Here is a 23742-nt window from a genome sequence, read left to right on the forward strand (position 1 = left end):
CTATACAGCGATAGAATCGTAGACCACCACCTTGCGCCAGAGGTGTTCACAGTTCTTCACAAAGGCCAGATGCACCGGATGACTCTGATAGCTGTTCTGACCTTCTACACTGTCAAACAATAGCATTTCAGAAACATCAAAACTGTTGTCCACCACGTCTCGTTTTTCGGTTGAAGCTGGCACGCCAATCTGTATGCCCTTTACGGTTTCGATAGCGCCAAGGGTTTTTAGCCCGGCTATAAGTGCGTCACGATCGGCCTGATTGCCTGGATTCTTCAGCCAGAAAAACACACTGTGACGAATGACCGGTAAAACCGCCGAACCGGCAGTCGCTAACGCTGCCGGGGCAACTGCGACCGTGCTGGCGACGGCGCCAGTTTTGACTAAGAAGTTGCGGCGCTCATGGTTGGTGGTGTTTTTCACTGGGCACACTCCTAACAACGGAAATGCCGTATCATTACACAAACATGCACGGTGAAGCTATGAATTGCTCAGGTCTTTTTCCGGCGTTTTTTGAATAAGCGTTTCTATTTCACTGTCGCTACCCAAAGCGGCCAGCTCCAGTAAATAATCTTTTTGCAGTGTATCCAGCTGTATATCAGCAAGCAGCGCCTTAAGCTCTTCGCTGTTTTGATCGGCAATGGCGGTTTGAATTGCTGCCATATTGCCTATGGTATTTTTGCTGTTGTCATAAGACATGGTATTTCTCCTTGGTTACATAGATTAATTCGGATCGGCAGGAGAAAAGGTTCACTTTTTTAACGGCAAAAAAAAGCAAGTCGGCTGACTTGCTTTTAGCATTGGCTAAGTAATGAAAGGAGGCTTACAACCTTTCCAGCATTGCCTGAGTAAACTCAGTTGTGCCGTGCTGTCCACCCAGATCGCGGGTCGTACGGTCGCCACTTTCAATCACGTCTTTCAGCGCGGTGCGAATCGCTTCGGCTTTATCCGCCATTCCCAGGTATTCCAGCATTTGTACTGATGCCAGAATAACGCTGGTTGGGTTTGCCAGGTTTTTACCGGCGATGTCCGGTGCAGAACCGTGTACAGCTTCAAAAATAGCACATTCGCCACCAATGTTAGCGCCTGGAGCCATACCTAAACCGCCTACCAGACCTGCGCAAAGGTCGGATAAGATATCGCCAAACAGGTTGGTGGTAACAATCACATCAAACTGATGAGGGTTCATTACCAACTGCATACAGGCGTTATCAACAATCATTTCGGTGGATTCAATATCCGGGTATTTCTCGGCGATTTCGCGGGCTACTTTAAGGAACAAACCTGAGGTGGATTTGAGGATGTTAGCCTTGTGCACTGCGGTGACTTTTTTACGGCCTTCGCGGCGAGCCAGCTCGTAGGCGAAGGTAACAATTTTTTCTGCGCCTTCGCGGGTAATTTTACTACGCGCTTCAGCTTCTGTGCCGTCTTCAGAAACAACCTGACCCAGGCCAGAGTACATACCCTGGGTGTTTTCCCGAACGGTAATAATATCGATATCTTCGTAGCGGGCTTTGGTGCCTTTAAACGACAATACAGGGCGGACGTTAGCGTAAAGCTGGAATTGCTTACGCAGGCTAACATTAATCGAGGTGAAACCTTCACCTACCGGAGTGGTTAACGGGCCTTTCAGTGTTACTTTGTTTTTGGCGATCAGGTCAAGGGTTTCCTGCGGAAGCAGTTCTCCGTGATTTTCCAGCGCCATCAGGCCAGCGTCGGCATAGTCGTAGGCAAAATTACAGCCTGCTTTATCTAGAATTTGAGTCGCTGCATCAATAATATCCGGGCCGATACCATCTCCGCGGATGACAGTAATGCGTTGTTGAGTCATCAGAGATCCTTAATAACTTTTACTGGTTCGTTAGGTCGTTTGCTTGTGATAAGTGTAGCGTAAAAATCGGTCAGCGAACGTGTTTCTGACTGATTTTTCGTCATTTGTAAGGTGTTTATTTTTACTCGTAAGTTTATATGAACCCAGACTAAATGAGTAGTAAATTAGTCCATAGTGCTTATAAATGGTATTTATTCCGGGGGGTAAAAAAACGTTTATGGGAGGGGACAACTGAGTAAATGCGCCACTTTGGGCAACAGTGTTGGCTTTAATCCTGCCAGTGCCGGAAAGGCTTTGTTGGTTTGCTGAATAAACTGCTGGGTGTGCTGACAGGCGGTGTGGCCGAATAGCCACTCGCGGGCCCAAATCAAACTTAAGCCACTTATACAATGGGGTAGTCGTAGTAGCCCCGGCACTTCCTCTGGCAGCTTGCCGCAGCAGGCGATTAACCGCGCCTGGCCTTTATCCTGTTCCCAGGCAGTTGCCAGCGAAATTAACCGCTGGCGTGTAGTGTTTTTATCACGCTCGCCGGCAGTGCCTAACAGGCTGTCGATATCGAACAGGCGCTGATCAATCCGGGCTGGTGTGGTTTTGCCTTTTTCACTGGCAGTGGTAAATAACGGAGACAACGCTACCGTGGTCACCAGACTCGCGTACTGTGGGGTAATTTTCCCCGACGCTACCGCCATCTCACTGCTCAGCAAAATAGTAATCTGCGCCAGTTGTGAATACCATTCAAGTAGCGGAAACCAGTGTTGTGTGAGGCGCTGATAAAGGGCGTACTGAACCAGCATATGACCGACTCTTTCCAGCCCATAGGTCAGTATACTTTGCTTTACGTTGGAGACCGAAAGTTGCATACGGTTATCTTTCGACGCCGCATCATTTAAAAAGCGACTAAAAGCGGGTTCGGCAGTAACCAGACTGACAATTTTCTGAATTGCAATGTCAGGGTCATTAAGGGCTCTGAGCAATGCCTGTAAACTTGCCGGCGGGCGAGCAGTAGGGTAGCTTTGGGGTAGCGCCCAGCGGTGGTCGCCAAGGCTGATAACTTCGCCTTCTTCCGGCTGCTTTTGTAACTCACTGTTAATATTAAGCCAGTCGATAACCGTAATAGTCTGGCGCTGCCTGCACTGTAAATGGGTTTTCTCATGCCAGCTAAATTGCTGCATGGCGGCAGTGTATACCAGCACTTTATCTTTTAACTGACTGACAACCGTACTTTGTTGTCCGGCAAGCTGTACAGCCATGCCCTCGTGAATAACCCCCGGATACTCAATCAGCTCAGCCAGCAGATGCTGCCCGGAACCCGGTATGCTGGCGACCAGCTTTTGCAGAATATCATTAAAGTTGCACAGTGGGGCACGGCTAAGATAGCGATGCCATAACCACGCGACGTCAAAGCAATCCTGGTATTGTTTGCTTTTTCCAGAGGGTAACAGGTGAGCTGCCCAATAGTGCTGGCCAAAGTGATTGAGTTGTTTGATGATCCGCATAACACGCGGTTTGGTAATGACAGACTGTTGTTTTAACCGGTGATAGGCCAGCAACGCAGCGGTACCCTGTTGCAGGGTATGCTGGTTTACCCGGTTCCGGATGCCAAGCAACAGATACGCGCCAATATGACGGAGCCACAAATTTGAGCCTGGTTCAGAGGCGTGGTAAGGACGACAGGTGAGTACGGTAAGCAGTGGCAGATGGTCTTTACTAAAAGACAGCCAACGGGCACTGATATCCAGATAAAGAGAAAGTTGCGCGGTATCCTTCGCTGGCAACACCGGGAGTGCTTCACTGTCCCGCAACAACGAGTGATAGGTTGCCAGCATATCTGTCAAGGTGACTAACTGCTCAGGTAAGTCTGGTATGCACCATCGCCCCAGGCTATCAGGGCTTCGTTTTCAAATAACAAGGGCGTACATTCGTCCTGTGTGGTCATGCCATCAGCACGCACATGCTGGGTTCGGTAAAACATCACCTGTATCTCGCGGCTGTCCTGCATTTTTGCTTCCGTAATATCCGGGGTGCCCAGTAGTGCCATCACCTCTGCCCGGGTAATGCCCAGTTCCAGCTTCGATATCTGAACCTTGTTGTATTCTTCCCGATCCTGCCAATCCATGTTTTCCGGCTTATCCGGATAAAAGGCGATCAGCGAAAAAGCAAGAACCGCGTATGAGGCTACGCCGATCAAAATAAGACGGATTGCTTTACTGTTCATTTATCTTCTTCGTGTCTGCTATTTTTTTTAACTATCAGGCCCGCCCCGGGCCATATCTGAGCTTAGTTTATCCAATTACCGTCACACTGTCAGCCTTGATAATGTTACGGATTATGAATCCCGGTTGATGCTATAGCAGGGACGGTATTCTGTGCCTGGCAGCTTCATACGTTGCTGAGCTACGAAAGATTTCAACAGCGCATCGATACGAGCCATCAGGTCGGCCTCACCCGACAGATTAAACGGACCAAAGTCACGGATCTGCCGGATACCCTCAGCCTTAACATTGCCGGTGACGATACCAGAAAACGCCTTACGCAAATTATTGGCTAAATCAGACAAAGGTTGCTTACGATGCAAATTCAGTGCGGCCATGGATTTGTGCGTGGGCACAAAAGGTTGCTGAAAATCATCGTCGATTTTTAAAGACCAGTTAAAGCTAAAGGCATCGCCCATGGCGAGTCTGAATTGCTCGACTTTTTTAACGCCCTGACCCAGCACCCTGGCTACTTCAACCGGATCATCAATAATAATCTGATAGCGGTTCTGGGCTTGCGGGCCAAGGGTGGCACCAACAAACTCGTGAATGGCTTCAAAGTAGGATTCGCTGCCTGCCGGACCGGTTAAAACCAGCGGGAAGGGCTGTTGGGCGTTACGTTCGTGAATCAATATTCCCAGTAGATACAGGAGCTCTTCTGCTGTTCCTACCCCGCCCGGAAAAATAATAATGCCATGGGCAATCCGCACAAAAGCTTCCAGACGTTTTTCAATGTCTGGCATGATCACTAATTCGTTAACGATAGCATTAGGCGGCTCGGCGGCAATAATGCTTGGCTCTGAAATTCCGATATAGCGGCCGTCACGGTAACGCTGCTTGGCGTGGCCAATAGCGGCGCCTTTCATCGGGCCTTTCATAGCACCGGGACCGCAGCCGGTACAGATGTTCATTTCCCGCAAGCCCAGCTGATATCCTACTTCCTTGGTATATTTGTATTCTTTCAGACCAATGGAGTGGCCGCCCCAGCAAACAATGGTGTTGAGCTCGTTATTGCGTTCTACCAGCTTAGCGTGACGCAGCATGTCAAAAACCATATCGGTAATGCTACCGCTGTCCCGGGGGGCGTGTTCATGCACAAAAGCGTACTTGTTGCCCATGTAAAGCATGTCACGCAACACGGAAAACAGGTGTTCGTGTACGCCTTTCACCAGGCGATCGTCAACAAAGCCAACCTCAGGCGGATTGATGAGTTCGAGTTTGACGCCCCGTTCCCGTTTGATTAAACGAATATCAAACGACTCGTAGGGCGCAAACAACATTTCGTAATTGTCTTCATCAACGCCGCTGTTTAGCACCGCCAGACAGCAATTGCGAAACAATTGGTAAAGATGACTGTTTGTGGTGTCTTCAAGCTTGCTGACTTCAAGTTGGGAGAGCTGGCTCATCCAACCTACAGGGTTTAGCTGAATTTTTTTCATTCGGTATCCTGAATGACCACCTGATTTCGACCGCAGGATTTTGCTTTATATAAACACTTATCGGCCCGTTCAAAGGCTGAGTCGAGTTTCTCACCGTGGCGACACTGGGTGCCACCAATAGACGCTGTCACTGTCAGGCGCTCTTGTTTAAACTTAAAGGGTAGCTTAGCCAGGCCCTCACGCAACTCATTGAGGCGTTTCTGTAGTTTGTCAGAGGAATGATCCGGCAACAGAATAATAAATTCCTCACCACCCCAGCGGGCGACAAATTCGGAGCTGTTGAGGTTACTCTTTAAGTGGCGAGCAATAGCCTGCAGGGTTTTGTCGCCGGCGGCATGGCCATACTTATCGTTGATACGTTTGAAATGGTCAACATCCACCACCGCAATGCTTAGCGGCGTATCCTGCGCTTGACAGCGTTCCCACTCCTTGTTCGCCCGTTCATTGTAGGCCATGCGGTTTGGTACGCGGGTGAGGGGGTCGGTGTACATGTTGATACGCTGCTCAACCAGCTTTTTACGATAAGAATCAGTTTGTTTCTGTAATGACGATAGCTGTTGCTGCATCGACACCAACAGCGACATCAGGCCTTCCTGTTCCATACGCTCAGCTTCTTCGCCAGCAGTAAGTGAGTTAGCCATTTGTCCGAGATAATGCTGTGCCTGTTTTTTTAGCTCATCAACGGTGTGATCGCCTTCCAGTGCATCTTCCATGTCTTCCAGCACGCTGCGCAGCTCTTGCTGACGGGACTGGCGTGCTTCAAAGCTTTCGGCACTTTTAGATATACTGGACTGCACATCGCCGTTCATATTGCCCAGCGCATTATTTAATCGCTGAATAATTTTGCCGGCGGTGTTAGCTTCGGTCAGGGTTTCCTGCACCATGACACGGATCAGAATTAAACAACTGTTGAGTAATTCTTCCTCGGTTAAGCCATCGCCCAGACGTTGCTCAAGCGAGGCAATGTATTCGTCTTCGGGGTTAACCCGGATATAGGTTTGCACCAGCTGACCCAATTCATCAATCAGATTTTGTTTTAGCTGAACAGTCCTTTTACTCGCGCTGGCGTCGGCAGCCGGGCTTTCCGGCTGAGCATCTTCTGCCGTCCCCATGTCCATTTTGTAGCAAGTTAATACCTGCTGGTAGAGCGGCAGAATGGCACCGATGCCGGAAACTGGCTTTTTAATGGCTGCACTAACCTTTGCCGCTTGTGTTTTAGCGGTGGGTTCGTGAACCAGACGCTGAAAAGTCTGTATGTCTTCATCCAACTGGCGCAACCAGGCCTGGGTTAAACTTTTTACTGAGTGCGGCTCGAGCATGATTAGCTGACTAACTTTATTCATGCTGATGGTGGCCAGCGTAAAGTCAATCTTGCCGCTTAAATGGTTGCGCAGGCCCTGTAATTCTTTGTCTATCTCTGTAGACAGGCCTTCGTAATAATTGGACAGGCGGACGACAAAGCCAGCCATTTGTTCACTGTGAGCGCGCAGTGATTGTAATTGTTTGGCTTCCATAAATTATGCAAGCTCCTTATTCATAATGTAACCTGCCAGCATTTATTATTGTCTCGCCAGTCTGTCATTGGTAACGCTAAAGTCGCAATTACTTCGCATCGGGTTGATATCCAATCCGCCGCGTCTGGTGTAGCGAGCGTACACAGCCAGTTTTACCGGGTGACATTGCGCCATTACATCACAAAAAATCCGTTCGATACACTGTTCGTGAAACTCATTATGGCGGCGAAAAGAAATCAGGTAAGCGAGTAACCCGGCATGATCGATTGGCTCACCTTCATAGTGGATCTGAACACTGGCCCAGTCGGGTTGACTGGTGATCAAACAGTTTGATTTCAGTAAGTGGCTGACCAGTGTTTCACTGGTGGCCGCACCGCCTGTGGTTTTAAGCAACTGCGGGTTAGGCTGGTAATCGTGAATCTCGATATCCAGATCGTCTATAACCGTGCCAGACAACTCGCCAAGGTTTAACTGCGAAAAGGCACTTGCAGGGAATAACTGCACCTCAACCGGTGCTTCGGCGCAAGCAGATAAATCCCGGGTAATCACTTCTGTGATTTCATCTTTGCCGCTGAACACAGACTGGTTAAAACTGTTAAGGTACAACTTGAACGATTTTGACTCGATAAGATTGGCAGAGTTAATAGGCACCCGGCATTGCAAAATGGCAACCTGGGGTTTGCCTTTCGGGTTCAGCCAGGACAATTCGTAGCCATTCCAGATGTCTATACCGTCAAAGGGGAGTGGATGGCTTACACCAATCTGGTCTCGGCTGAGTGTGCGGGGCACACCCTGTAGCAAAGAAGGGCTGTACTGCTCAATGTAGTCAACTTTCTGACCAAGCGTGAGGTTGGCGGGTAGCGACGGGGTCGCTGTTTGCTTTGTTGTCATGCTTTCCTGTAACAAATAAAAAAATGCGATAAGCAATTAATAAGCGAGTGGCTGTTTAATGCCTGAATAATTATTTACTATGTGCGGCAAGTATACCCGATATGGAAAAGCAATGGACAATATAGTTCAACAATCATTGCAAAAATTAATCGCAACGATGGAGCAGGCAGCAGAGCGTCATCCTCAGCTGCTGCAAACCGAATTTATCAGTGAACTGGACTCCCCCTGTTACACCGGGGTCACGGAGGAAGGGCAGATGTGTGGCTGGCGGCCAGTGCCTATGAGTACAGAGCAAGGCTTCGCTAATATCGAGAGTGCCCTGGAAATCACGCTCAACGAACAATTTTGTAAGTACTTTACCACCTTCTGGAGTTTTAACCTGACGGTGGAAGCCGCCCAGGGAAAGTGCGAGCTACTGCAAGTATGTAGCGAGTCAGATCTTGAACGACTGCAGGAAAACCTGATTGGTCATTTGCTAATGAAGCAACGGTTAAAGCAACCCCCAACCCTGTTTTTTGGCCTGACCGACGAGGACGACTTTATTCTGTCGGTCGACAACGCTTCCGGCGAAGTAGTACTTGAACAAGTGGGCAAATTGCCCAGTCGTTGTCTTGCACCGGATCTGGCAACGTTTCTCGATGGTTTAACACCTTCAGTTTAAAGCAGTTTTTCCAGACGGCTCTCCATCACCGCGAGAGCCTGTTCTAACTGAGCAACCCGCTTCTCCAATTGATCAATACGGGCCTTATCCGACAGCGCCGCGGGCGCTGCTTTGGCCGCTTCAAATTGTTGATTAAATACTTTAATCGCGTCAATGGCGTCCAGTACGCTGACTTTAAAAGGCGCTTTACCACGCAACAGACCAACGCCGGGTGTCAGTCCTTCAGCCGCCAGCTGGTGGCAAATTTCTACCAGGGCTTTTTGATTTTCTTTGGAGCTCATTATGATTATCTCTGTGATCTGGTGCAGTGCTGGTATTGGCACGTACCCCAGGGGGGTAGTCAAATAAACTAAAATTTCGCTGATAATACTGATTGTTAGTTTGAATGCCAAGTGGTTAATATTTAACTTCTATTAAAATCAGTAAGTTACGATTGGCCTTATTCTTGATTGTGATATCGGCATAAGTAACTTATCACTTTGTAACAGGGAACAATCATGAAAAAACTTATGCTTATTACTGCCTTGGCAGCACCATTATTACTCTCGGGCTGTGTTATTTCGGTAGGTGGTGACGACGGCGAGCACTATCAGGCCAGCTGGGAGCAGCGTGAGTACAACAACCGCAAGCACATCAGCAACCTGGAAGTTAATGCGCATTTCGAAGACGTTACCCGCAAAATGGGCGTAGCGGATTTTAATGAGATGCTTGGCGAAGGCGACCACGTCTATCGGATCCTGTTTTACCGCACCCAACGGACAGAAGACGATGGCATCACTACCAAAGATGAATGCACGCCGCTGGTATTTAAGGACAATCGTTTGATTGGTTGGGGCGAAGAGGCTTTGCGTAAAATCTAACGACATGAACAAGCCTGACATGATACATGTCAGGCTTGTCTGCTTTATCCCTCATCATTTCGGAATGACCAATATTTTCTGCCGCCTTTCTGCGCGTTTTTAATACTAATTGTTATTAACAAAATATTTACATCCTGCATTTTTTTAAGATACAGTGAGGAGTGGATGCGCTTTTTACGCGTCTGTTTCGTAGTTATTTTAGCAATCTTGTTGTTTTCAGTTGGTCGGTTTGGTCGAGACTGGCTGAAGGATTGTGAGAGCGTGCGACTCATAATGCGCTTTTTTGCGCAGTCGCCATACAACACATGGGGAGACAGCTAATGGTTCAGGCAGAAATGCAACAAAATCTGGATAACATCAGAGCAGCTTATCTATCAGCGGAGGATCTAAAAGTTGCGGCCTCTATCATTTACAACGCATATCATGACGATCCGATATTTTTGCAGATTTTTCAGAGCGAAAAAGAGGGTTATGAGTCCCGGTTGCGGTCGGCTATTCGCGAAGAACTCACTGCATTCTGGGAAGCAGAACAACCTATTATCGGATTATTTGATGAAGGGCGACTGCTGTCGGTAGCTTGTCTGATGGGGCCGGACAGTGCCGCTGGCGCCGGACGATACTGGCACTGGCGCTTAAAAATGCTGCTCACTACCGGCTACTACGGCACTCGCCAGATGCTGGAGAAAGAAGAAAAAATTCGCTCTGCAATGCCAGCGCAAAAGTACCACTTGCTATCGTTTATTGCGGTTCATCCTGATTATCAGTCCCATGGGCTGGGTCATTTATTAATGCGGGCAATCGACAGTGTATTGCTGGAACACCGCGATTCAGAAGGCGTTGGAGTGTTTGTTACCGTGCCGAAATACGAAGCGTTTTTTTCCGATGGTTTTTACCAGAAGGTGGCACAGGTGGATATTGCCAACAAAGCCGGTTTGGTAATGTTTCGGCCCCGGCCATAAATTTTACTGGCTGAACGACTTAGGGAGAGTTAAGGCTCTCCCTTTTAGTTTCAGGCAAAATTTCCCGCGGTGTTTTGCCGCTGAAACAACCTGAGGTATAGTGCTACTATTAATAACCATCTGCTGCAGATATGACTGATTCGTTAGACATAGAACCGGTGCAATCCATCCAAAGTGAAGACGCCTGGGTAAGTGTTATCCAGAAAATGGATGAAGCTTATACCGATTTAGTGCAATCACAGGTAGAGGTAGAGCGTAAGAATGTCGAGTTAGAAGAAGCAAAAAGTTTCTCTGACAGTATTCAGAGCGCTATGAATGACGTGCTGATAGTGTGCGATAACGATGGCATTATCGAAGGCGTCAACCGTGCCCTCACCGAGGTTGCCGGCGAATCAGAATCAGCGCTTATTGGCCGCTCAATTACCACGCTGATTGACCCCTCCTTACATGGCAAGGTGCAGGCCTTTCGTGAGCGCCTGCAAGCCCAGCCAGTGCGTGATTTTGAAATAGAACTCCAGGGGAAATCGGGTAAAGTACCGCTTTCGGTTAACTGTACCGCTCGACTGAATCACCGGGGGAAATCCGTTGGCATGGTGCTGGTGGGACGTCCACTGGGAGAATTACAGCGTGCCTATAAAGAACTGAACATCGCTCACGCCGAGTTACAGCTCGCCCAACAGCGCCTTATCCAGTCAGAAAAAATGGCTTCACTTGGCCGCCTGGTTGCCGGTGTTGCCCATGAACTCAATAATCCTATCAGCTTTGTGTATGGCAATATGCACGTGCTACGCCGTTACACCGACAAGCTCAGCAGCTATTTTGACGCGGTAGCCAGTGGCGAAAGTCGCGATGCATTGCGCGAAATGCGTGAAAAAATGCGCCTGGAAAAAGCCATAAAAGACCTCAATTCTCTGGTGGACGGCACTATGGAAGGCGCTGATCGGGTAAAAGAAATTGTTAACGATCTACGTCAGTTTTCGACATCCCAGGAGTCTGAAAAAGCCCCCTTTGATTTGGGCCATACGGTGCATACCGCGTTACACTGGATTATGAAGGAAAGTAAATACCCGGTAGAGGTTATCGATAACATTCCACGGCCATTTAAAGCCTATGGTCATGCCGGTCAGATTCATCAGGTGGTGGTCAATTTAATTGAAAACGCGGTGGATGCCATGGAAACCTCTGAGCAACGTTCGTTAATCATTAACGCTAAATCAGACAAAGACGGAGTACTTCTGACCATTAAAGATTCAGGGCCGGGAATTGCCGCTAAGGATGCGCCACAAATCTTTGAACCTTTCTACACTACCAAACCGGTGGGCATGGGCACAGGTTTAGGTTTATCAATCAGTTATGGTATTGTGTCGCAGCACGATGGCGAGTTGTCCATCGATAATCATACCGGCGGTGGGGCTATCGCCAGTCTGTTCTTACCCAATCGGGAGTCCACTGATGCTTAATCTCTTGTGGCTGCAATCCGGCGGTTGCGGTGGCTGTTCCATGTCGTTACTCAACGCCGAATCACCGGATGTACTGACGCTGTTTGAAAACGCTGGCATTAATTTGTTATGGCACCCCTCATTAAGCGAAGCCACTGGTGACGAATGCATCACTATGCTTGAAGACATCTTAAACGGTCAGCTCAGACTGGACATCCTGTGTATTGAAGGTTCTATGATGACCGGACCAATGGGTACGGGCAAGTTTCACATTATGGGCGGCACCGGTAAACCGATGACTACCTGGGTAAAAGAACTGGCAGACATCGCCCGCTATACCGTAGCGGTAGGAAGTTGTGCGGCCTACGGCGGTATCACAGCGGCGGGAGCAAATGATACGGACGCTACCGGTCTGCAATTTGATGGTGAAGTGGCCGGGGGATTACTCGGTAAAGAATTTACTTCACAAAGTGGCGATCAGGTGGTCAATATTGCTGGTTGTCCGGTGCATCCGGACTGGGTAACCGAAACCCTGATGAGTATTGCTTTGGGTGAACACAACGATGAACAACTGGATAAGTTTGGCCGGCCACGCATGTACGCCGATCACCTGGTGCATCACGGCTGTTCCCGCAACGAATTTTACGAATACAAAGCCAGTGCCGTGGATATGGGCGATCGTGGCTGTATGATGGAAAACATGGGCTGTAAAGGCACTCAGGCCCATGCCGACTGTAATACCCGGCCATGGAACGGGCAGGGCTCCTGTACTAACGGAGGGTATCCCTGTATTAATTGTACGGCGCCAGAATTTGAAGAACCCGGTCACAGTTTTTGCCAGACGCCCAAAGTGGCCGGGATTCCGGTTGGGCTGCCGACGGATATGCCAAAGGCCTGGTTTGTGGCTTTAGCGCAACTTTCTAAAGCGGCTACGCCGGAGCGGCTTAAAAAAAATGCCATTTCCGAACAGTTGATTTACCCTCCCACCATTCACAAGCGCAAAGGCTAGGTGGCCGGTGCGTATTAGAAGAGCATTACCATGAGTCGAATTGTTGCGGGCCCGTTTAATCGAGTGGAAGGGGATTTGGAAATCACCCTGCAAACGGCGTCCGGTAAAGTACAAAGCGCCGAGGTTAATTCACCGTTATACCGGGGCTTTGAGCGGATCCTGCTGGGGCATAAACCCATGGATGCGCTGGTATATACGCCACGCATCTGTGGTATTTGTTCGGTAACCCAGTCTGTTGCCAGCGCCAGAGCGCTGGCTGATGTAATGAACCTGAGCATGCCGGTGAACGGCGAGTTGTGTACAAATCTGGTGCTGGCTAACGAGAATATCACCGATTTACTCACCCACTTTTATTTGTTTTTCATGCCCGACTTTGCCCGGGACACCTACGCAGACAAGCCCTGGTTTAATGACATTCACAGCCGCTTTAAAGCCACCAGTGGTTCGGCGGCAGCGCAAATGCTGCCGGCCCGGGCCGATTTTCTGCATTTAATGGGGATCATGGCAGGCAAGTGGCCTCATACGCTCAGCCTGCAACCCGGCGGTGTGGCCAAAGCAATAGAACCTAAAGAACGTATGCGCCTGCTGGCCATAGTGGCGGGGTTTAAACGTTTTCTGGAAAACACGCTTTTTGGTGACAGCCTGGCCACTATCAGTCAGTTACAAAGTGAAGCTGAGTTATGGCAGTGGTGTGACGAAAAAGACTGGCAGCAGAGCGACTTTCGACGTTTTTTACAGGTTGCCCGGGTGCAGGAATTATCGACACTTGGCCGGGGGACCGATCACTTTTTAAGTTTTGGTGCTTATGGTTTGCAAGGGCAGACGCTATGGGCGTCAGGCAGTTATTGCCAGGGTGACAATAAGCCATTAGCCATAAGCCAGATTGCAGAGGATCACTCACACAGTTGGATGACAAATACAGGCAGCCCGCATCCGCCCGCGCAGGGGATCACCCAGCCTTCGCTGGACAACGAAGCAGGCTATAGCTGGTGCAAGGCTCCGCGGTTAGCTAATCAGGTGGTAGAAGTGGGGCCCTTAGCCAGACAGGTCGTTGATGGTCATCCTCTCATCCGCGATCTGGTAGCCCGCAGCGGTGGTAATGTGTTATCCCGGATAGTCGCCCGATTGCTGGAAATGGCGCTGGTGGTTCAGCAGATGGAGCTCTGGATCAAACAAATCGATCCCAAAGCGCCGTTTTGTCATCACGGCGAGATGCCTGGTGAGGCCCGTGGCGTGGGGCTGGTGGAAGCCGCCCGCGGTTCATTAGGGCACTGGCTGGAAGTTAAAAACGGTAAAATCAGTAACTATCAGATAATCGCCCCTACCAGCTGGAATTTTTCGCCACGGGATAACCAGGAACAACCCGGAGCACTGGAGCAGGCGGTAGTTGGGGCGCCGGTGGCTGAAGGTGAAAAAACGCCGGTGTCGGTGCAGCATATTGTGCGTTCTTTCGATCCCTGCATGGCCTGTACGGTGCATTAATGGGCCACCCACAAAACGGCGTAAGATTAAGCGTAAGCGGGATTGTTCAGGGCGTGGGTTTTCGCCCTTTTATCTGGCGCATCGCTACCGAAAGCGGCCTGAATGGCCAGGTATTTAACGATGCTGCGGGAGTAAAAATTGATCTGCTGTGCAGTGAAGAAACCGCGCGCCAGTTTGCCCGGCAAATCAGCGAGAGTTTACCGGCGCTGGCCCGGATAGATGAAATTACACTAGAAAAAGTTGCCGTAAGCAAAGTAAATGGCTTTCACATTGTCACTTCCCGGTCCGGTAACGTAACAACCGGTTGTGCGCCAGATGCTGCCACCTGCGCTGAGTGTCTCGCCGAGCTGCTCGACCCGCAGGGTCGACGCTACCAGTATCCTTTTATTAACTGCACCAATTGCGGCCCTCGTCTCAGTATTATCCGTCAGATCCCTTATGACCGGGCAAGTACCACCATGGCAGACTTTGCCCTGTGTGCGGCATGTCAGGCGGAATATACTAACCCGGCGGATCGTCGTTTTCATGCGCAGCCAAATGCCTGCGCTGAATGCGGGCCACACTGCTGGTTGGAGTTACCCGGCAGAGAAAAAGTCGCCAGCGATAGTCCGTTCGCGGAGCTGGCCAGGGTTGTAAAAAGCGGCGGGATTATCGCCGTGAAAGGCATTGGTGGAGTGCACTTAGCGTGCGATGCCACCAATGAGCAGGCGGTTACGCAATTGCGTGAGCGTAAGCAGCGACCAGATAAGGCGTTAGCTCTGATGGCAAAGGATATGTCGATGATAGCGCGCTACGCCAGTGTATCACCGCAGGATGAAGCGCTTCTGACCAGCCCTGCTGCGCCAGTCGTTTTACTTTACCCACATCAAACTGCTAAAAGCGTCATCGCATCTGGTATTGCTCCGGATACTGCATTACTGGGCTTTATGTTGCCTTATTCTCCCGTGCATTATTTGTTAATGGACCATCTGGATGTTCCCCTGGTGATGACCAGCGGAAACCGTTCCGGCATGCCTCAGGCCATTACCAATGACGATGCCCGTGAGCAGTTAGCGGATATCGCTGATCTGATGTTGTTACATGACAGACCAATCCACAACCGCCTTGATGATTCGGTGGTGATGTCAGGTCCAGACTCGCCACAGGTGCTGCGCCGGGCACGGGGTTACGCGCCGACCAGCTTACCCTTGCCGCCAGGGTTTACGGATAGTGAGCCGCTGATTGCGCTGGGAGGACAGCTAAAAAGTACGCTGTGTCTGATCAACAATAACCGGGCAATTGTGACGCAGCATTTAGGAGATCTACACGATGCCAGTACCTTTGAGCAATATTTGCATACGCTGAGTTTGTATCAACAGCTTTATGCTATTACGCCGACCCGGTACAGTTGTGATACGCATCCTGAGTATATCGCTACCAAACATGCTGTCAGCCTTGAAGAGCAGGGCCACAAGGTGGTGAGGGTGCAGCATCATCACGCCCATATCGCAGCTTGCCTGGGGGATAATCGTTATCCGCTGGATGGTCCGGCGGTGTTGGGGATCTGTCTGGACGGTACCGGCTATGGTGAAGATGAAACTTTGTGGGGCGGTGAGTTTTTAATCGGTGGCTATGCAGGTATGCAACGAGTCGCCTCCCTGATGCCTGTTGCGCTGATTGGTGGCGCACAAGCCATAAGATCGCCCTGGCGGTCTCTGTATGCGCAGTTACGTCGCGTGGTCTCTGCCGCAGAGATGGCGTCGTTGGCAGACATTTGCCCGCAGTTGGCGAGTCCCATGTGCAAGAGTTTTGAGAAGATGCTCTCGATGCAGCTAAATTCGCCACTAAGCAGTTCAGCAGGGCGGTTATTTGATGCTGTAGCAGCCGCTCTTGGTTGTGCTCCCGAGCACATCAGTTATGAGGGCCAGGCGGCAATAAAACTGGAAACCCTGGCTGCTGAATGTCACAGCGAGGTCACGCCCTATCGGTTTACTCTTACGCAAAATCACATCGAACCGGCATCGTTCTGGCCGCAGATTATTGCCGATCTGCGCCGTGGGCGGAGCAGGGCAGAAATGGCACTGGCGTTTCATTTGGGCTTCGCGGCTGCGCTGGTAGAGATGACTCACCGGCTCGCTGAACGTTATGCTTTTGCAACGGTGGTTTTATCCGGTGGTGTTATGCAAAATCAACTGCTTAATGCACAACTTACTCAGGCGCTAAACGGTGCGGGCTTTAAGGTGCTGACCCATCAGCAGCTTCCGGCTAACGATGGCGGTATCTCTTACGGGCAGGCTCTGGTTACGCTGGCCCGAACCATCGGCACGCCATGTTCTTAAATTACTTTTTCAATCCTTTTTAACACTTCAGGTATTACTCCGGAAAGCTCGTTAACCAGCTGTAAACGGACTTTCCGCTTTCCTTCTGCACTGGTAAGTAAAGTTCGTTATCCATATCGTTGCTATTGCTTAACTTTATGATTTTAATGGATATTAATAGTTGGTCTATTGTTTGCATTGGCAACACTGCGTACCAGAAAACAAAACGCAGCGTAACTAAAAAAATAATAGCTGAACGCGACTTACATCAGAACTTAAACCAAGACCGATTGGCTGTGCAAATTTGAGGTAAGTATCACTTCAGCGGTATCACTGCCGGAGGACCGAATGTCCCAATTAGAGACCTTTTACGAAGTCATGCGGCGACAGGGTATTACCCGTCGCAGTTTCTTAAAGTACTGCAGTCTGACTGCAGCCGCACTTGGCCTGGGGCCAACGTTTGCACCGCGCATCGCGCATGCAATGGAAACCAAGGAAAGAACACCCGTGCTGTGGCTGCACGGCCTGGAATGTACCTGTTGTTCAGAATCCTTTATTCGTTCTGCACACCCGTTAGTGAAAGACGTTGTTTTGTCGATGATCTCACTCGACTACGACGATACGCTGATGGCATCTGCGGGACACCAGGCGGAAGCAATTCTTGAAGAAACCATGCAGAAGTACAAAGGTAAGTACATTCTTGCCGTTGAAGGTAACCCACCATTAAACGAAGACGGTATGTTTTGTATCGTCGGCGGTAAGCCATTCCTGGATCAGTTAAAGCATGCGGCTAAAGATGCGGCAGCCATTATTGCCTGGGGCTCATGTGCTTCATGGGGCTGTGTACAGGCTGCACGTCCAAATCCAACCCAGGCGGTACCTATTCACAAAGTGATAAAAGACAAGCCGATTATTAAAGTACCGGGTTGTCCGCCTATCGCTGAAGTTATGACCGGTGTTATCACCTACATGCTGACCTTTGGCAAGGTGCCTGAACTTGACCGTCAGGGTCGTCCAAAAATGTTCTACAGCCAGCGTATTCACGATAAGTGCTATCGCCGACCTCACTTTGATGCCGGCCAGTTTGTTGAACAGTGGGATGATGAAGGCGCGCGTAAAGGGTACTGCCTGTACAAAGTTGGCTGTAAAGGCCCAACCACCTACAACGCTTGTTCTACCGTACGCTGGAACGAAGGCACTTCATTCCCGATTCAGGCCGGTCACGGCTGTATTGGCTGTTCAGAAGACGGCTTCTGGGATAAAGGCTCGTTCTACGACCGTCTGACCGATATTAACCAGTTCGGTATCGAATCGAACGCTGATGAAATAGGCACTACCGTTGCAGGTGGTGTGGGTGCAGCCATTGCTGCACATGCTGCGGTGAGCGCCATCAAACGCGCGCAGCATAAGGGAGAATAACAAGAATGAATACGCCGTTAAATTCAAAATTACTGGATAGCTCCGGACGCCGCATCGTGGTGGATCCGGTTACCCGGATTGAAGGTCATATGCGTTGCGAAGTTAACGTAGATGAAAACAATATTATTCGTAACGCGGTATCAACCGGCACCATGTGGCGCGGTCTGGAAGTTATCCTTAAAGGTCGTGACCCGCGTGATGCCTGGGCGTTTGTAGAGCGCATCTGTGGTGTTTGTACCGGTTGTCACGCCCTTACCAGCGTACGCGCGGTAGAAGATGCCTTGGGTATCGAGATCCCGTTGAATGCTCACCTTATCCGTCACCTGATGGATAAAACGCTGAACATTCACGACCACGTTGTGCATTTTTACCACTTGCACGCGCTGGACTGGGTTAACCCGGTTAATGCGTTAAAAGCCGATCCGAAAGCGACTTCTGCTCTACAGCAAAAGATTTCATCTTCACATCCGCTGTCGAGCCCGGGGTATTTCCGTGATGTGCAAACCCGCATCAAGAAGTTTATCGAAAGCGGTCAGTTAGGTTTATTCGCTAACGGTTACTGGAGCAACCCGGCGTATAAATTACCGCCTGAAGCCGATCTGATGGCCGTTGCTCACTATCTTGAAGCGCTGGATATGCAAAAAGAAATCGTCAAGATCCACACGATCTTCGGCGGTAAAAACCCGCATCCTAACTTTATGGTAGGCGGTGTGCCTTGCGCGATTAACTTAGATGGTACCGGGTCGTCGGGTGCACCGGTTAATATGACCAGCCTGAACTTCGTGCTCGAGCGTATCCGTGAAGCCGAAGCGTTTATCAAAAACGTCTACATTCCGGATGTGATTGCCATTGCTACGCTGTACAAAGACTGGATGTACGGTGGCGGTCTGTCAGCCTCAAACGTACTGAGCTATGGTACCCACACCGTGGTGCCAGGCGATAAATCTACTGACCTTATCCCGGCAGGTGCCATTATTAATGGCAACTGGGACGAAGTGCACCCGGTTGATGTGCGCAACCCGGATGAAATTCAGGAATTTGTTGATCACAGCTGGTATCAGTATGCCAATGGTGCCAAAGGTCTGCACCCCTGGGATGGTGAAACCGAAGCCAAATTTGAGCTGGGGCCAAACTTTAAGGGCACTAAAACCAACATCAAAGAGCTGGATGAAAGTGCGAAATACAGCTGGATCAAGTCACCACGCTGGAAAGGTCACGCTATGGAAGTGGGCCCGCTGTCGCGCTACATCATTGCCTATGCATCGGGTAAAGAATATGTGCAGGATCAGGTTGACCGTTCATTGTCTGCCTTTAATCAGGCAACCGGTATGGACCTGGGTCTTAAGCAGTTCCTGCCTTCCACATTAGGTCGTACCCTGGCCCGTGCATTAGATTCGGAACTGTGTGTTGACTCAATGCTGGACGACTGGCATCAGCTGGTTAACAACATCAAAAACGGTGATACCTCTACGGCTAACGTGGAAAAATGGGATCCGAAAACCTGGCCGAAAGAGGCGAAAGGTGTGGGTACTAACGAAGCGCCACGTGGTGCACTTGGTCACTGGATTAAGATTAAAGACGGAAAGATTGAGAACTATCAGGCGGTGGTACCAACCACCTGGAATGGTTCTCCTCGTGATGGCAACGGTAATATCGGTGCGTTTGAAGCCTCGTTGCTGAATACGCCGATGGAGCGTCCGGACGAGCCGGTTGAAATCCTACGAACGTTACACAGCTTTGACCCGTGCCTGGCTTGTTCCACGCACGTTATGAGTGAAGATGGTCAGGAACTGACCAAAGTGAAAATTCGTTAAGAGAGTGCCTGGCACTCTCGCTGGAGACTCAACTATGTCTACGTCAGTGAAAAGCAAAGCTGTTGAGAGAGAGCAGCTAACGGATAATCATCACAGCGGTGAAGAGAAAATCATAACCCGTCGCCAAACCGCGGTTTATGTATACGAAGCGCCAGTGCGTTTATGGCACTGGATAACCGTATTCTCTATCATAACGCTGTGTGTTACCGGTTATTTTATTGGTCAGCCGCTGCCCACGCAGCCGGGTGAGGCCAGTGACAACTTTCTGATGGGCTATATTCGCTTTGCACACTTTGCGGCGGCTTATATCGTTACCATCGGGTTTATCGGCCGCTTGTACTGGGCTGTGGTTGGTAACAGCCATTCCCGCGAGCTGTTTTTCCCTAAGTTTTTTGTTAAAGCCTGGTGGAAAGAAGTATGGCACGAAGTGCGCTGGTACCTGTTTATGGAAAAAACGCCGAAGAAGTACATCGGGCACAACCCGCTGGCTCAGCTTGGTATGTTTTTCCTGTTTATCGTGGGTATGGTCTTTATGATCTTTACCGGTTTCGCGTTATACAGTGAAGGCGCCGGACAGGGTAGCTGGCAGGATACGTTATTCGGCTGGGTGATCCCCTTGTTTGGTCAGAGTCAGGATGTACATACCTGGCACCGTCTGGGTATGTGGTACCTGATCACCTTTATTATGGTCCATGTTTACGTGGCGATTCGCGAAGACATCATGTCACGCCAAAGTCTGATTTCTACCATGATCAGCGGCTGGCGGATGTTTAAAGACGATAAGCCAGACTAAGCTCCTCAGTGGGGTGCGGGCAGTGCTGTACACTCGCTTGCGCCCCCATCCACCTTCAGTAAGATATCCGGATGGAACCCCAAATCGTGAACCTCAAGGTTAATACTTTTTGTTTGAGCAGTCGCAAGCCTGAACATCCGGGTATTTTTTTGGAGCGTTGCTATCTCAAACCGCTCAATATCAACCAGTCAGAACTGGCCCGGGTATTGGGCATATCCCGTCGGCGTGTACACGAAATTATCAAAGGCCAACGTGCCATTTCCGCTGATACCGCCATTCGTCTGGCGCAATATTTTAAAACAACACCCATGTTTTGGTTGGAAAAACAACAGCTTTGGGAACTCTACGACGCCAGTCGCCGATTTGGTAAAGAGCCTGGTAAGTAACTTTCCATTAGGTGGTAAGTATTGCGATATCTATTTCCTCTTTTTTATTGTGGTTAATTGTAACGCCCCCCGTTACACCCCGATATACGGCGGTTTCAAAATTCTGAACATATTGGCATGGTCCTTGTACTAACAGTTTATCTTGTAAATTAATTGTAACCAGTTGCGGCTGGTGAACAGACGATTTTTGCAGTGCAGATCCAAATGAATCAAAAACAAATTTTAATTTTAGGCATTGGCAATGTCTTGTGGGCCGACGAAGGGTTTGGCGTTCGCTGTGTAGAAGCGCTTAACCAGAACTACGAGTTTGGCGACAACGTAAAAATAATGGATGGCGGTACCCAGGGCATTTACCTGGTGCAGCATGTTCAGGAAGCCGATGTTCTGGTGGTGTTTGATGCCATCGACTACGGCCTCAAACCAGGCACCTTAAAGCAGATCTACAACGACGACGTGCCTAAGTTTATGGGTGCCAAGCAGATGAGTCTGCATCAGACCGGCTTTCAGGAAGTACTCGCAATGGCTGAGTTTACCGGTAACTATCCCGCCGATTTGTTGCTGGTGGGCTGTCAACCTGTAGAACTGGAAGACTTTGGTGGCAGTTTGCGCGCCGAAGTTAAAGCCCAGGTGCAGCCAGCCATCGATATTGCGCTGGAATATTTAAAGCAGTTTGGTGTTGAGGCCAGGCCCGCTAATGGGCAAAAACAAGCGCTGTCGCCTGATCAGCTTAATCTCAGTGATTACGAACAAGGACGGCCGGATGAGGACGCGGCGTGTCGAACCGGAGATATCCGGGTTATCGGCGGCGCCACAGGAAGCAGCAAATAATGTGCATTGGTGTGCCTTTTCAGGCAGTGCAAACCGAACAGCACAAAGCCTTGTGTCAGCGTGGTAACGAACAGCGCTGGATTGACACCTCACTGGTAGGCGAAATCGAAGCTGGTGACTGGTTATTAGTCTTTTTAGACGCCGCCCGGGAAGTACTTAGCCCGGAACGGGCGCAGCAGGTCGAGGAAGCTGTTGGTGCCATCGAAAGGGTGATGGCCGGACAGAGCGTTAACCTGGACGATTGCTTTAAGGATCTGGTGGAGCGTGAACCACAGCTGCCGGATCATTTAAAACCGCTTTTAAAATAACAGAAAATAAAAAGAGAACTTTATGAACTCACCGCTAATTAATCGTCTTATCGACGAACTGGGATATCCCTTACTCGATGACGATAACTTTGAGAGCTTCATTGAACAAACACCCTACAGCGTGTTGTTTTTAAGCGAAGATCCCAAGCGTTTTCCGGAAAGTCTTGATGTAGCCGTAATCCTGCCGGAACTCATCAAGCAATTTCCGCAGCTGACACCGGCCGTGGTGTCAGCTGATATTCAAACTGCCTGCCGGGGCCGCTATAACTTTATGGCCTGGCCGGCGCTGGTGTTTCTGAAAAACGGCCAGTATCTGGATGCTATTACCAAGGTGCGTAACTGGGATGAGTATATTCATGAAATTAGCCGGATTTTAACCTTAACACCACGCCCTGATCCGGGCATTGGTATTCCGGTAGTGTTTAATCCAGTATCCAAAAGTTGCGGACAATAGGGGAATCATATGCGCGACAACAGTATCAATATCGTAAACGTTCCTATTGGCCCGGGCAGTCAGTCAGAAGGTGACATGGTTCTCGATTACATGAAAATGCCTTCGGAAATGAATACCTACGACATGCCGTCGTTTCCCGAAGAAAGCGAGCTTGAGCAATGCCCGCAGGCGATGGCTATTCTGGCTGAAATTCAGGAAATGCTGGCACAGATTAACCAAAATGGTCAGGGCAGCATTCTGACGCTCACCGAGCTGCCTCAGGCCGACCTGAGTCTGCTGAATCAAATTCTGGGTGAAGGGGAAGTCAGTGTGTTGATTGACGGCGAGCACCCGACCCGCATTCAGGAAACGGTTATGGCCGGTATCTGGCGCTTACGTACTTTTGATAAGCAGGGCAATGTCATATCAGAAGCTATTGAAGTGGCAGAGATCCCGGAGTGCGTAAGAGACAACGCTTTTGCCACTAAAGTTAATTTAGCCGAGCGTATTGAGCAGCTTCCTGAAGGATTGCTCAACGCGCCATCGGTACTGGTGGAAATTGCCGACACGTCGGCTGAATATCAGCAAGACACGGCGATGGCCTCACACGTGATTAACTTATCCTTATTGCCATTTTCGCCGGAAGACCACTATGCGCTGAGTGAAACCACCGGTACTGGTAGTGTCACCATTTTGTCCCGCGGTTATGGCAACTGCCGGATTACTTCTACCCAGGTTGATGGCCTGTGGCGTGTTCAGTACTACAACAGTACCGACCAACTTATCCTGGACACCCTGGAAATCGTCGCAATTCCGGCTGTTGCCTGTGCAGCGCCAGAAGATTTAGCGGATTCTGCGGTGCGTCTGGAAGAAATCCGCGACGCGTTGATGTAGGACCATACGATGAGTTTTCAGGGTTTTGAAGGTAGTTATTTAGGTGATGCCAGTCGTATCGACAAAAACGCCAAACTTGAGTGCAAGATTTGCTGGCATGTATACGATCCGGCAGAGGGTGATGATGTGTGGCAAATTCCGCCCGGCACCGCCTTTGCCGATTTGCCCGACCACTGGCGTTGTCCTGAGTGTGACGGCGATCGCGAGCAGTTTATGGTGATTGAGGATTAACC

At 49.8% G+C, this 23742-nt stretch carries 25 protein-coding genes; 16 read left to right on the forward strand and 9 right to left on the reverse strand.

Going from position 1 to position 23742, the window contains the following annotated elements; genetic code table 11:
- The 8 genes from BFC17_RS13765 to queF all read right to left on the reverse strand — a co-directional run bounded on the left by BFC17_RS13765 (position 1) and on the right by queF (position 7927).
- Positions 1–423: a Dabb family protein gene (locus tag BFC17_RS13765; RefSeq protein ID WP_070177039.1), complete on the reverse strand. Its 423-nt coding sequence runs from the start codon at positions 421–423 to the stop codon at positions 1–3.
- A gap of 57 nt (positions 424–480) precedes the next feature.
- Positions 481–699, reverse strand: a complete 219-nt coding sequence (locus BFC17_RS13770) for a hypothetical protein (RefSeq protein ID WP_070177040.1) — start codon at positions 697–699, stop codon at positions 481–483.
- 124 nt (positions 700–823) lie between these two features.
- On the reverse strand, positions 824–1831 hold the full coding sequence (locus tag BFC17_RS13775; RefSeq protein WP_070177041.1) for an isocitrate dehydrogenase: 1008 nt from the start codon (positions 1829–1831) through the stop codon (positions 824–826).
- Positions 1832–2046: 215 nt separating this feature from the next.
- Positions 2047–3666: a hypothetical protein gene (locus tag BFC17_RS13780; RefSeq protein WP_139142082.1), complete on the reverse strand. Its 1620-nt coding sequence runs from the start codon at positions 3664–3666 to the stop codon at positions 2047–2049.
- A gap of 5 nt (positions 3667–3671) precedes the next feature.
- Positions 3672–4046, reverse strand: coding sequence for a DUF3192 domain-containing protein (locus tag BFC17_RS13785; RefSeq protein ID WP_070177043.1), 375 nt, complete (start codon positions 4044–4046; stop codon positions 3672–3674).
- Between the two features lie 111 nt (positions 4047–4157).
- Positions 4158–5522 (reverse strand): nucleotide 5'-monophosphate nucleosidase PpnN, encoded by a 1365-nt coding sequence (gene ppnN / locus BFC17_RS13790; RefSeq protein WP_070177044.1) that lies wholly within the window; start codon positions 5520–5522, stop codon positions 4158–4160.
- Positions 5519–7036: a GGDEF domain-containing protein gene (locus BFC17_RS13795; RefSeq protein WP_070177045.1), complete on the reverse strand. Its 1518-nt coding sequence runs from the start codon at positions 7034–7036 to the stop codon at positions 5519–5521. Before BFC17_RS13795 ends, ppnN begins: the two co-directional genes overlap by 4 nt.
- 45 nt (positions 7037–7081) lie before the next feature.
- A complete protein-coding gene (gene queF / locus BFC17_RS13800; protein WP_070177046.1) occupies positions 7082–7927 on the reverse strand; it encodes an NADPH-dependent 7-cyano-7-deazaguanine reductase QueF in 846 nt (281 codons plus the stop codon).
- Between the two features lie 112 nt (positions 7928–8039).
- On the opposite strand from queF, the gene syd reads away from it, so the two are divergent.
- On the forward strand, positions 8040–8588 hold the full coding sequence (syd, locus tag BFC17_RS13805; protein WP_070177047.1) for a SecY-interacting protein: 549 nt from the start codon (positions 8040–8042) through the stop codon (positions 8586–8588).
- Here the strand turns inward: syd and BFC17_RS13810 are convergent.
- Positions 8585–8869, reverse strand: a complete 285-nt coding sequence (locus BFC17_RS13810; RefSeq protein WP_070177048.1) for a hypothetical protein — start codon at positions 8867–8869, stop codon at positions 8585–8587. The two genes, syd and BFC17_RS13810, sit on opposite strands and share 4 nt — an antisense overlap.
- A gap of 216 nt (positions 8870–9085) precedes the next feature.
- Between BFC17_RS13810 and BFC17_RS13815 the strand changes: the two genes are divergently transcribed.
- The 15 genes from BFC17_RS13815 (at position 9086) to BFC17_RS13885 (ending at position 23740) form a co-directional block, all read left to right on the forward strand.
- Positions 9086–9448 carry a DUF3192 domain-containing protein gene (locus BFC17_RS13815; protein ID WP_070177049.1) on the forward strand — a complete coding sequence of 121 codons (363 nt, stop codon included), beginning with the start codon at positions 9086–9088 and terminating at the stop codon, positions 9446–9448.
- Positions 9449–9768: 320 nt separating this feature from the next.
- Positions 9769–10407, forward strand: a complete 639-nt coding sequence (locus BFC17_RS13820; protein WP_070177050.1) for a GNAT family N-acetyltransferase — start codon at positions 9769–9771, stop codon at positions 10405–10407.
- Positions 10408–10538: 131 nt separating this feature from the next.
- A complete protein-coding gene (locus tag BFC17_RS13825) occupies positions 10539–11867 on the forward strand; it encodes a PAS domain-containing sensor histidine kinase (RefSeq protein ID WP_070177051.1) in 1329 nt (442 codons plus the stop codon).
- The gene (locus BFC17_RS13830; protein WP_070177052.1) at positions 11860–12855 is read left to right on the forward strand and encodes an NADH-quinone oxidoreductase subunit B family protein; all 996 of its coding nucleotides are present in this window, start codon (positions 11860–11862) and stop codon (positions 12853–12855) included. The genes BFC17_RS13825 and BFC17_RS13830 overlap by 8 nt, the downstream gene beginning before the upstream one ends.
- 30 nt (positions 12856–12885) lie before the next feature.
- Entirely contained in the window at positions 12886–14337 is a 1452-nt protein-coding gene (locus BFC17_RS13835) for a nickel-dependent hydrogenase large subunit (protein ID WP_070177053.1), read from the forward strand.
- Entirely contained in the window at positions 14337–16655 is a 2319-nt protein-coding gene (hypF, locus tag BFC17_RS13840) for a carbamoyltransferase HypF (RefSeq protein WP_070177054.1), read from the forward strand. The genes BFC17_RS13835 and hypF overlap by 1 nt, the downstream gene beginning before the upstream one ends.
- A gap of 327 nt (positions 16656–16982) precedes the next feature.
- The gene (locus BFC17_RS13845; RefSeq protein ID WP_070177055.1) at positions 16983–18053 is read left to right on the forward strand and encodes a hydrogenase small subunit; all 1071 of its coding nucleotides are present in this window, start codon (positions 16983–16985) and stop codon (positions 18051–18053) included.
- 5 nt (positions 18054–18058) lie between these two features.
- Positions 18059–19867 carry a nickel-dependent hydrogenase large subunit gene (locus BFC17_RS13850; protein ID WP_070177056.1) on the forward strand — a complete coding sequence of 603 codons (1809 nt, stop codon included), beginning with the start codon at positions 18059–18061 and terminating at the stop codon, positions 19865–19867.
- 34 nt (positions 19868–19901) lie between these two features.
- Positions 19902–20660, forward strand: coding sequence for a Ni/Fe-hydrogenase, b-type cytochrome subunit (gene cybH / locus BFC17_RS13855; RefSeq protein WP_070177057.1), 759 nt, complete (start codon positions 19902–19904; stop codon positions 20658–20660).
- Between the two features lie 71 nt (positions 20661–20731).
- Complete coding sequence (locus tag BFC17_RS13860; protein ID WP_070177058.1) at positions 20732–21046, forward strand: HigA family addiction module antitoxin; 315 nt, start codon at positions 20732–20734, stop codon at positions 21044–21046.
- A 204-nt stretch (positions 21047–21250) separates the two neighbouring features.
- Positions 21251–21874: a HyaD/HybD family hydrogenase maturation endopeptidase gene (locus tag BFC17_RS13865; RefSeq protein ID WP_070177059.1), complete on the forward strand. Its 624-nt coding sequence runs from the start codon at positions 21251–21253 to the stop codon at positions 21872–21874.
- Entirely contained in the window at positions 21874–22182 is a 309-nt protein-coding gene (locus BFC17_RS13870) for a HypC/HybG/HupF family hydrogenase formation chaperone (protein ID WP_070177060.1), read from the forward strand. The genes BFC17_RS13865 and BFC17_RS13870 overlap by 1 nt, the downstream gene beginning before the upstream one ends.
- A gap of 22 nt (positions 22183–22204) precedes the next feature.
- On the forward strand, positions 22205–22636 hold the full coding sequence (locus BFC17_RS13875; protein ID WP_070177061.1) for a thioredoxin domain-containing protein: 432 nt from the start codon (positions 22205–22207) through the stop codon (positions 22634–22636).
- A 9-nt stretch (positions 22637–22645) separates the two neighbouring features.
- Positions 22646–23509, forward strand: a complete 864-nt coding sequence (locus BFC17_RS13880) for a hydrogenase expression/formation protein (protein ID WP_070177062.1) — start codon at positions 22646–22648, stop codon at positions 23507–23509.
- Between the two features lie 9 nt (positions 23510–23518).
- Positions 23519–23740, forward strand: a complete 222-nt coding sequence (locus BFC17_RS13885; RefSeq protein ID WP_070177063.1) for a rubredoxin — start codon at positions 23519–23521, stop codon at positions 23738–23740.
- The last annotated feature ends 2 nt before the right edge of the window (positions 23741–23742 follow it).

The sequence above is a fragment of the Marisediminitalea lipolytica genome (genome assembly GCF_001758465.1).
Classification (GTDB): domain Bacteria; phylum Pseudomonadota; class Gammaproteobacteria; order Enterobacterales; family Alteromonadaceae; genus Alteromonas; species Alteromonas lipolytica.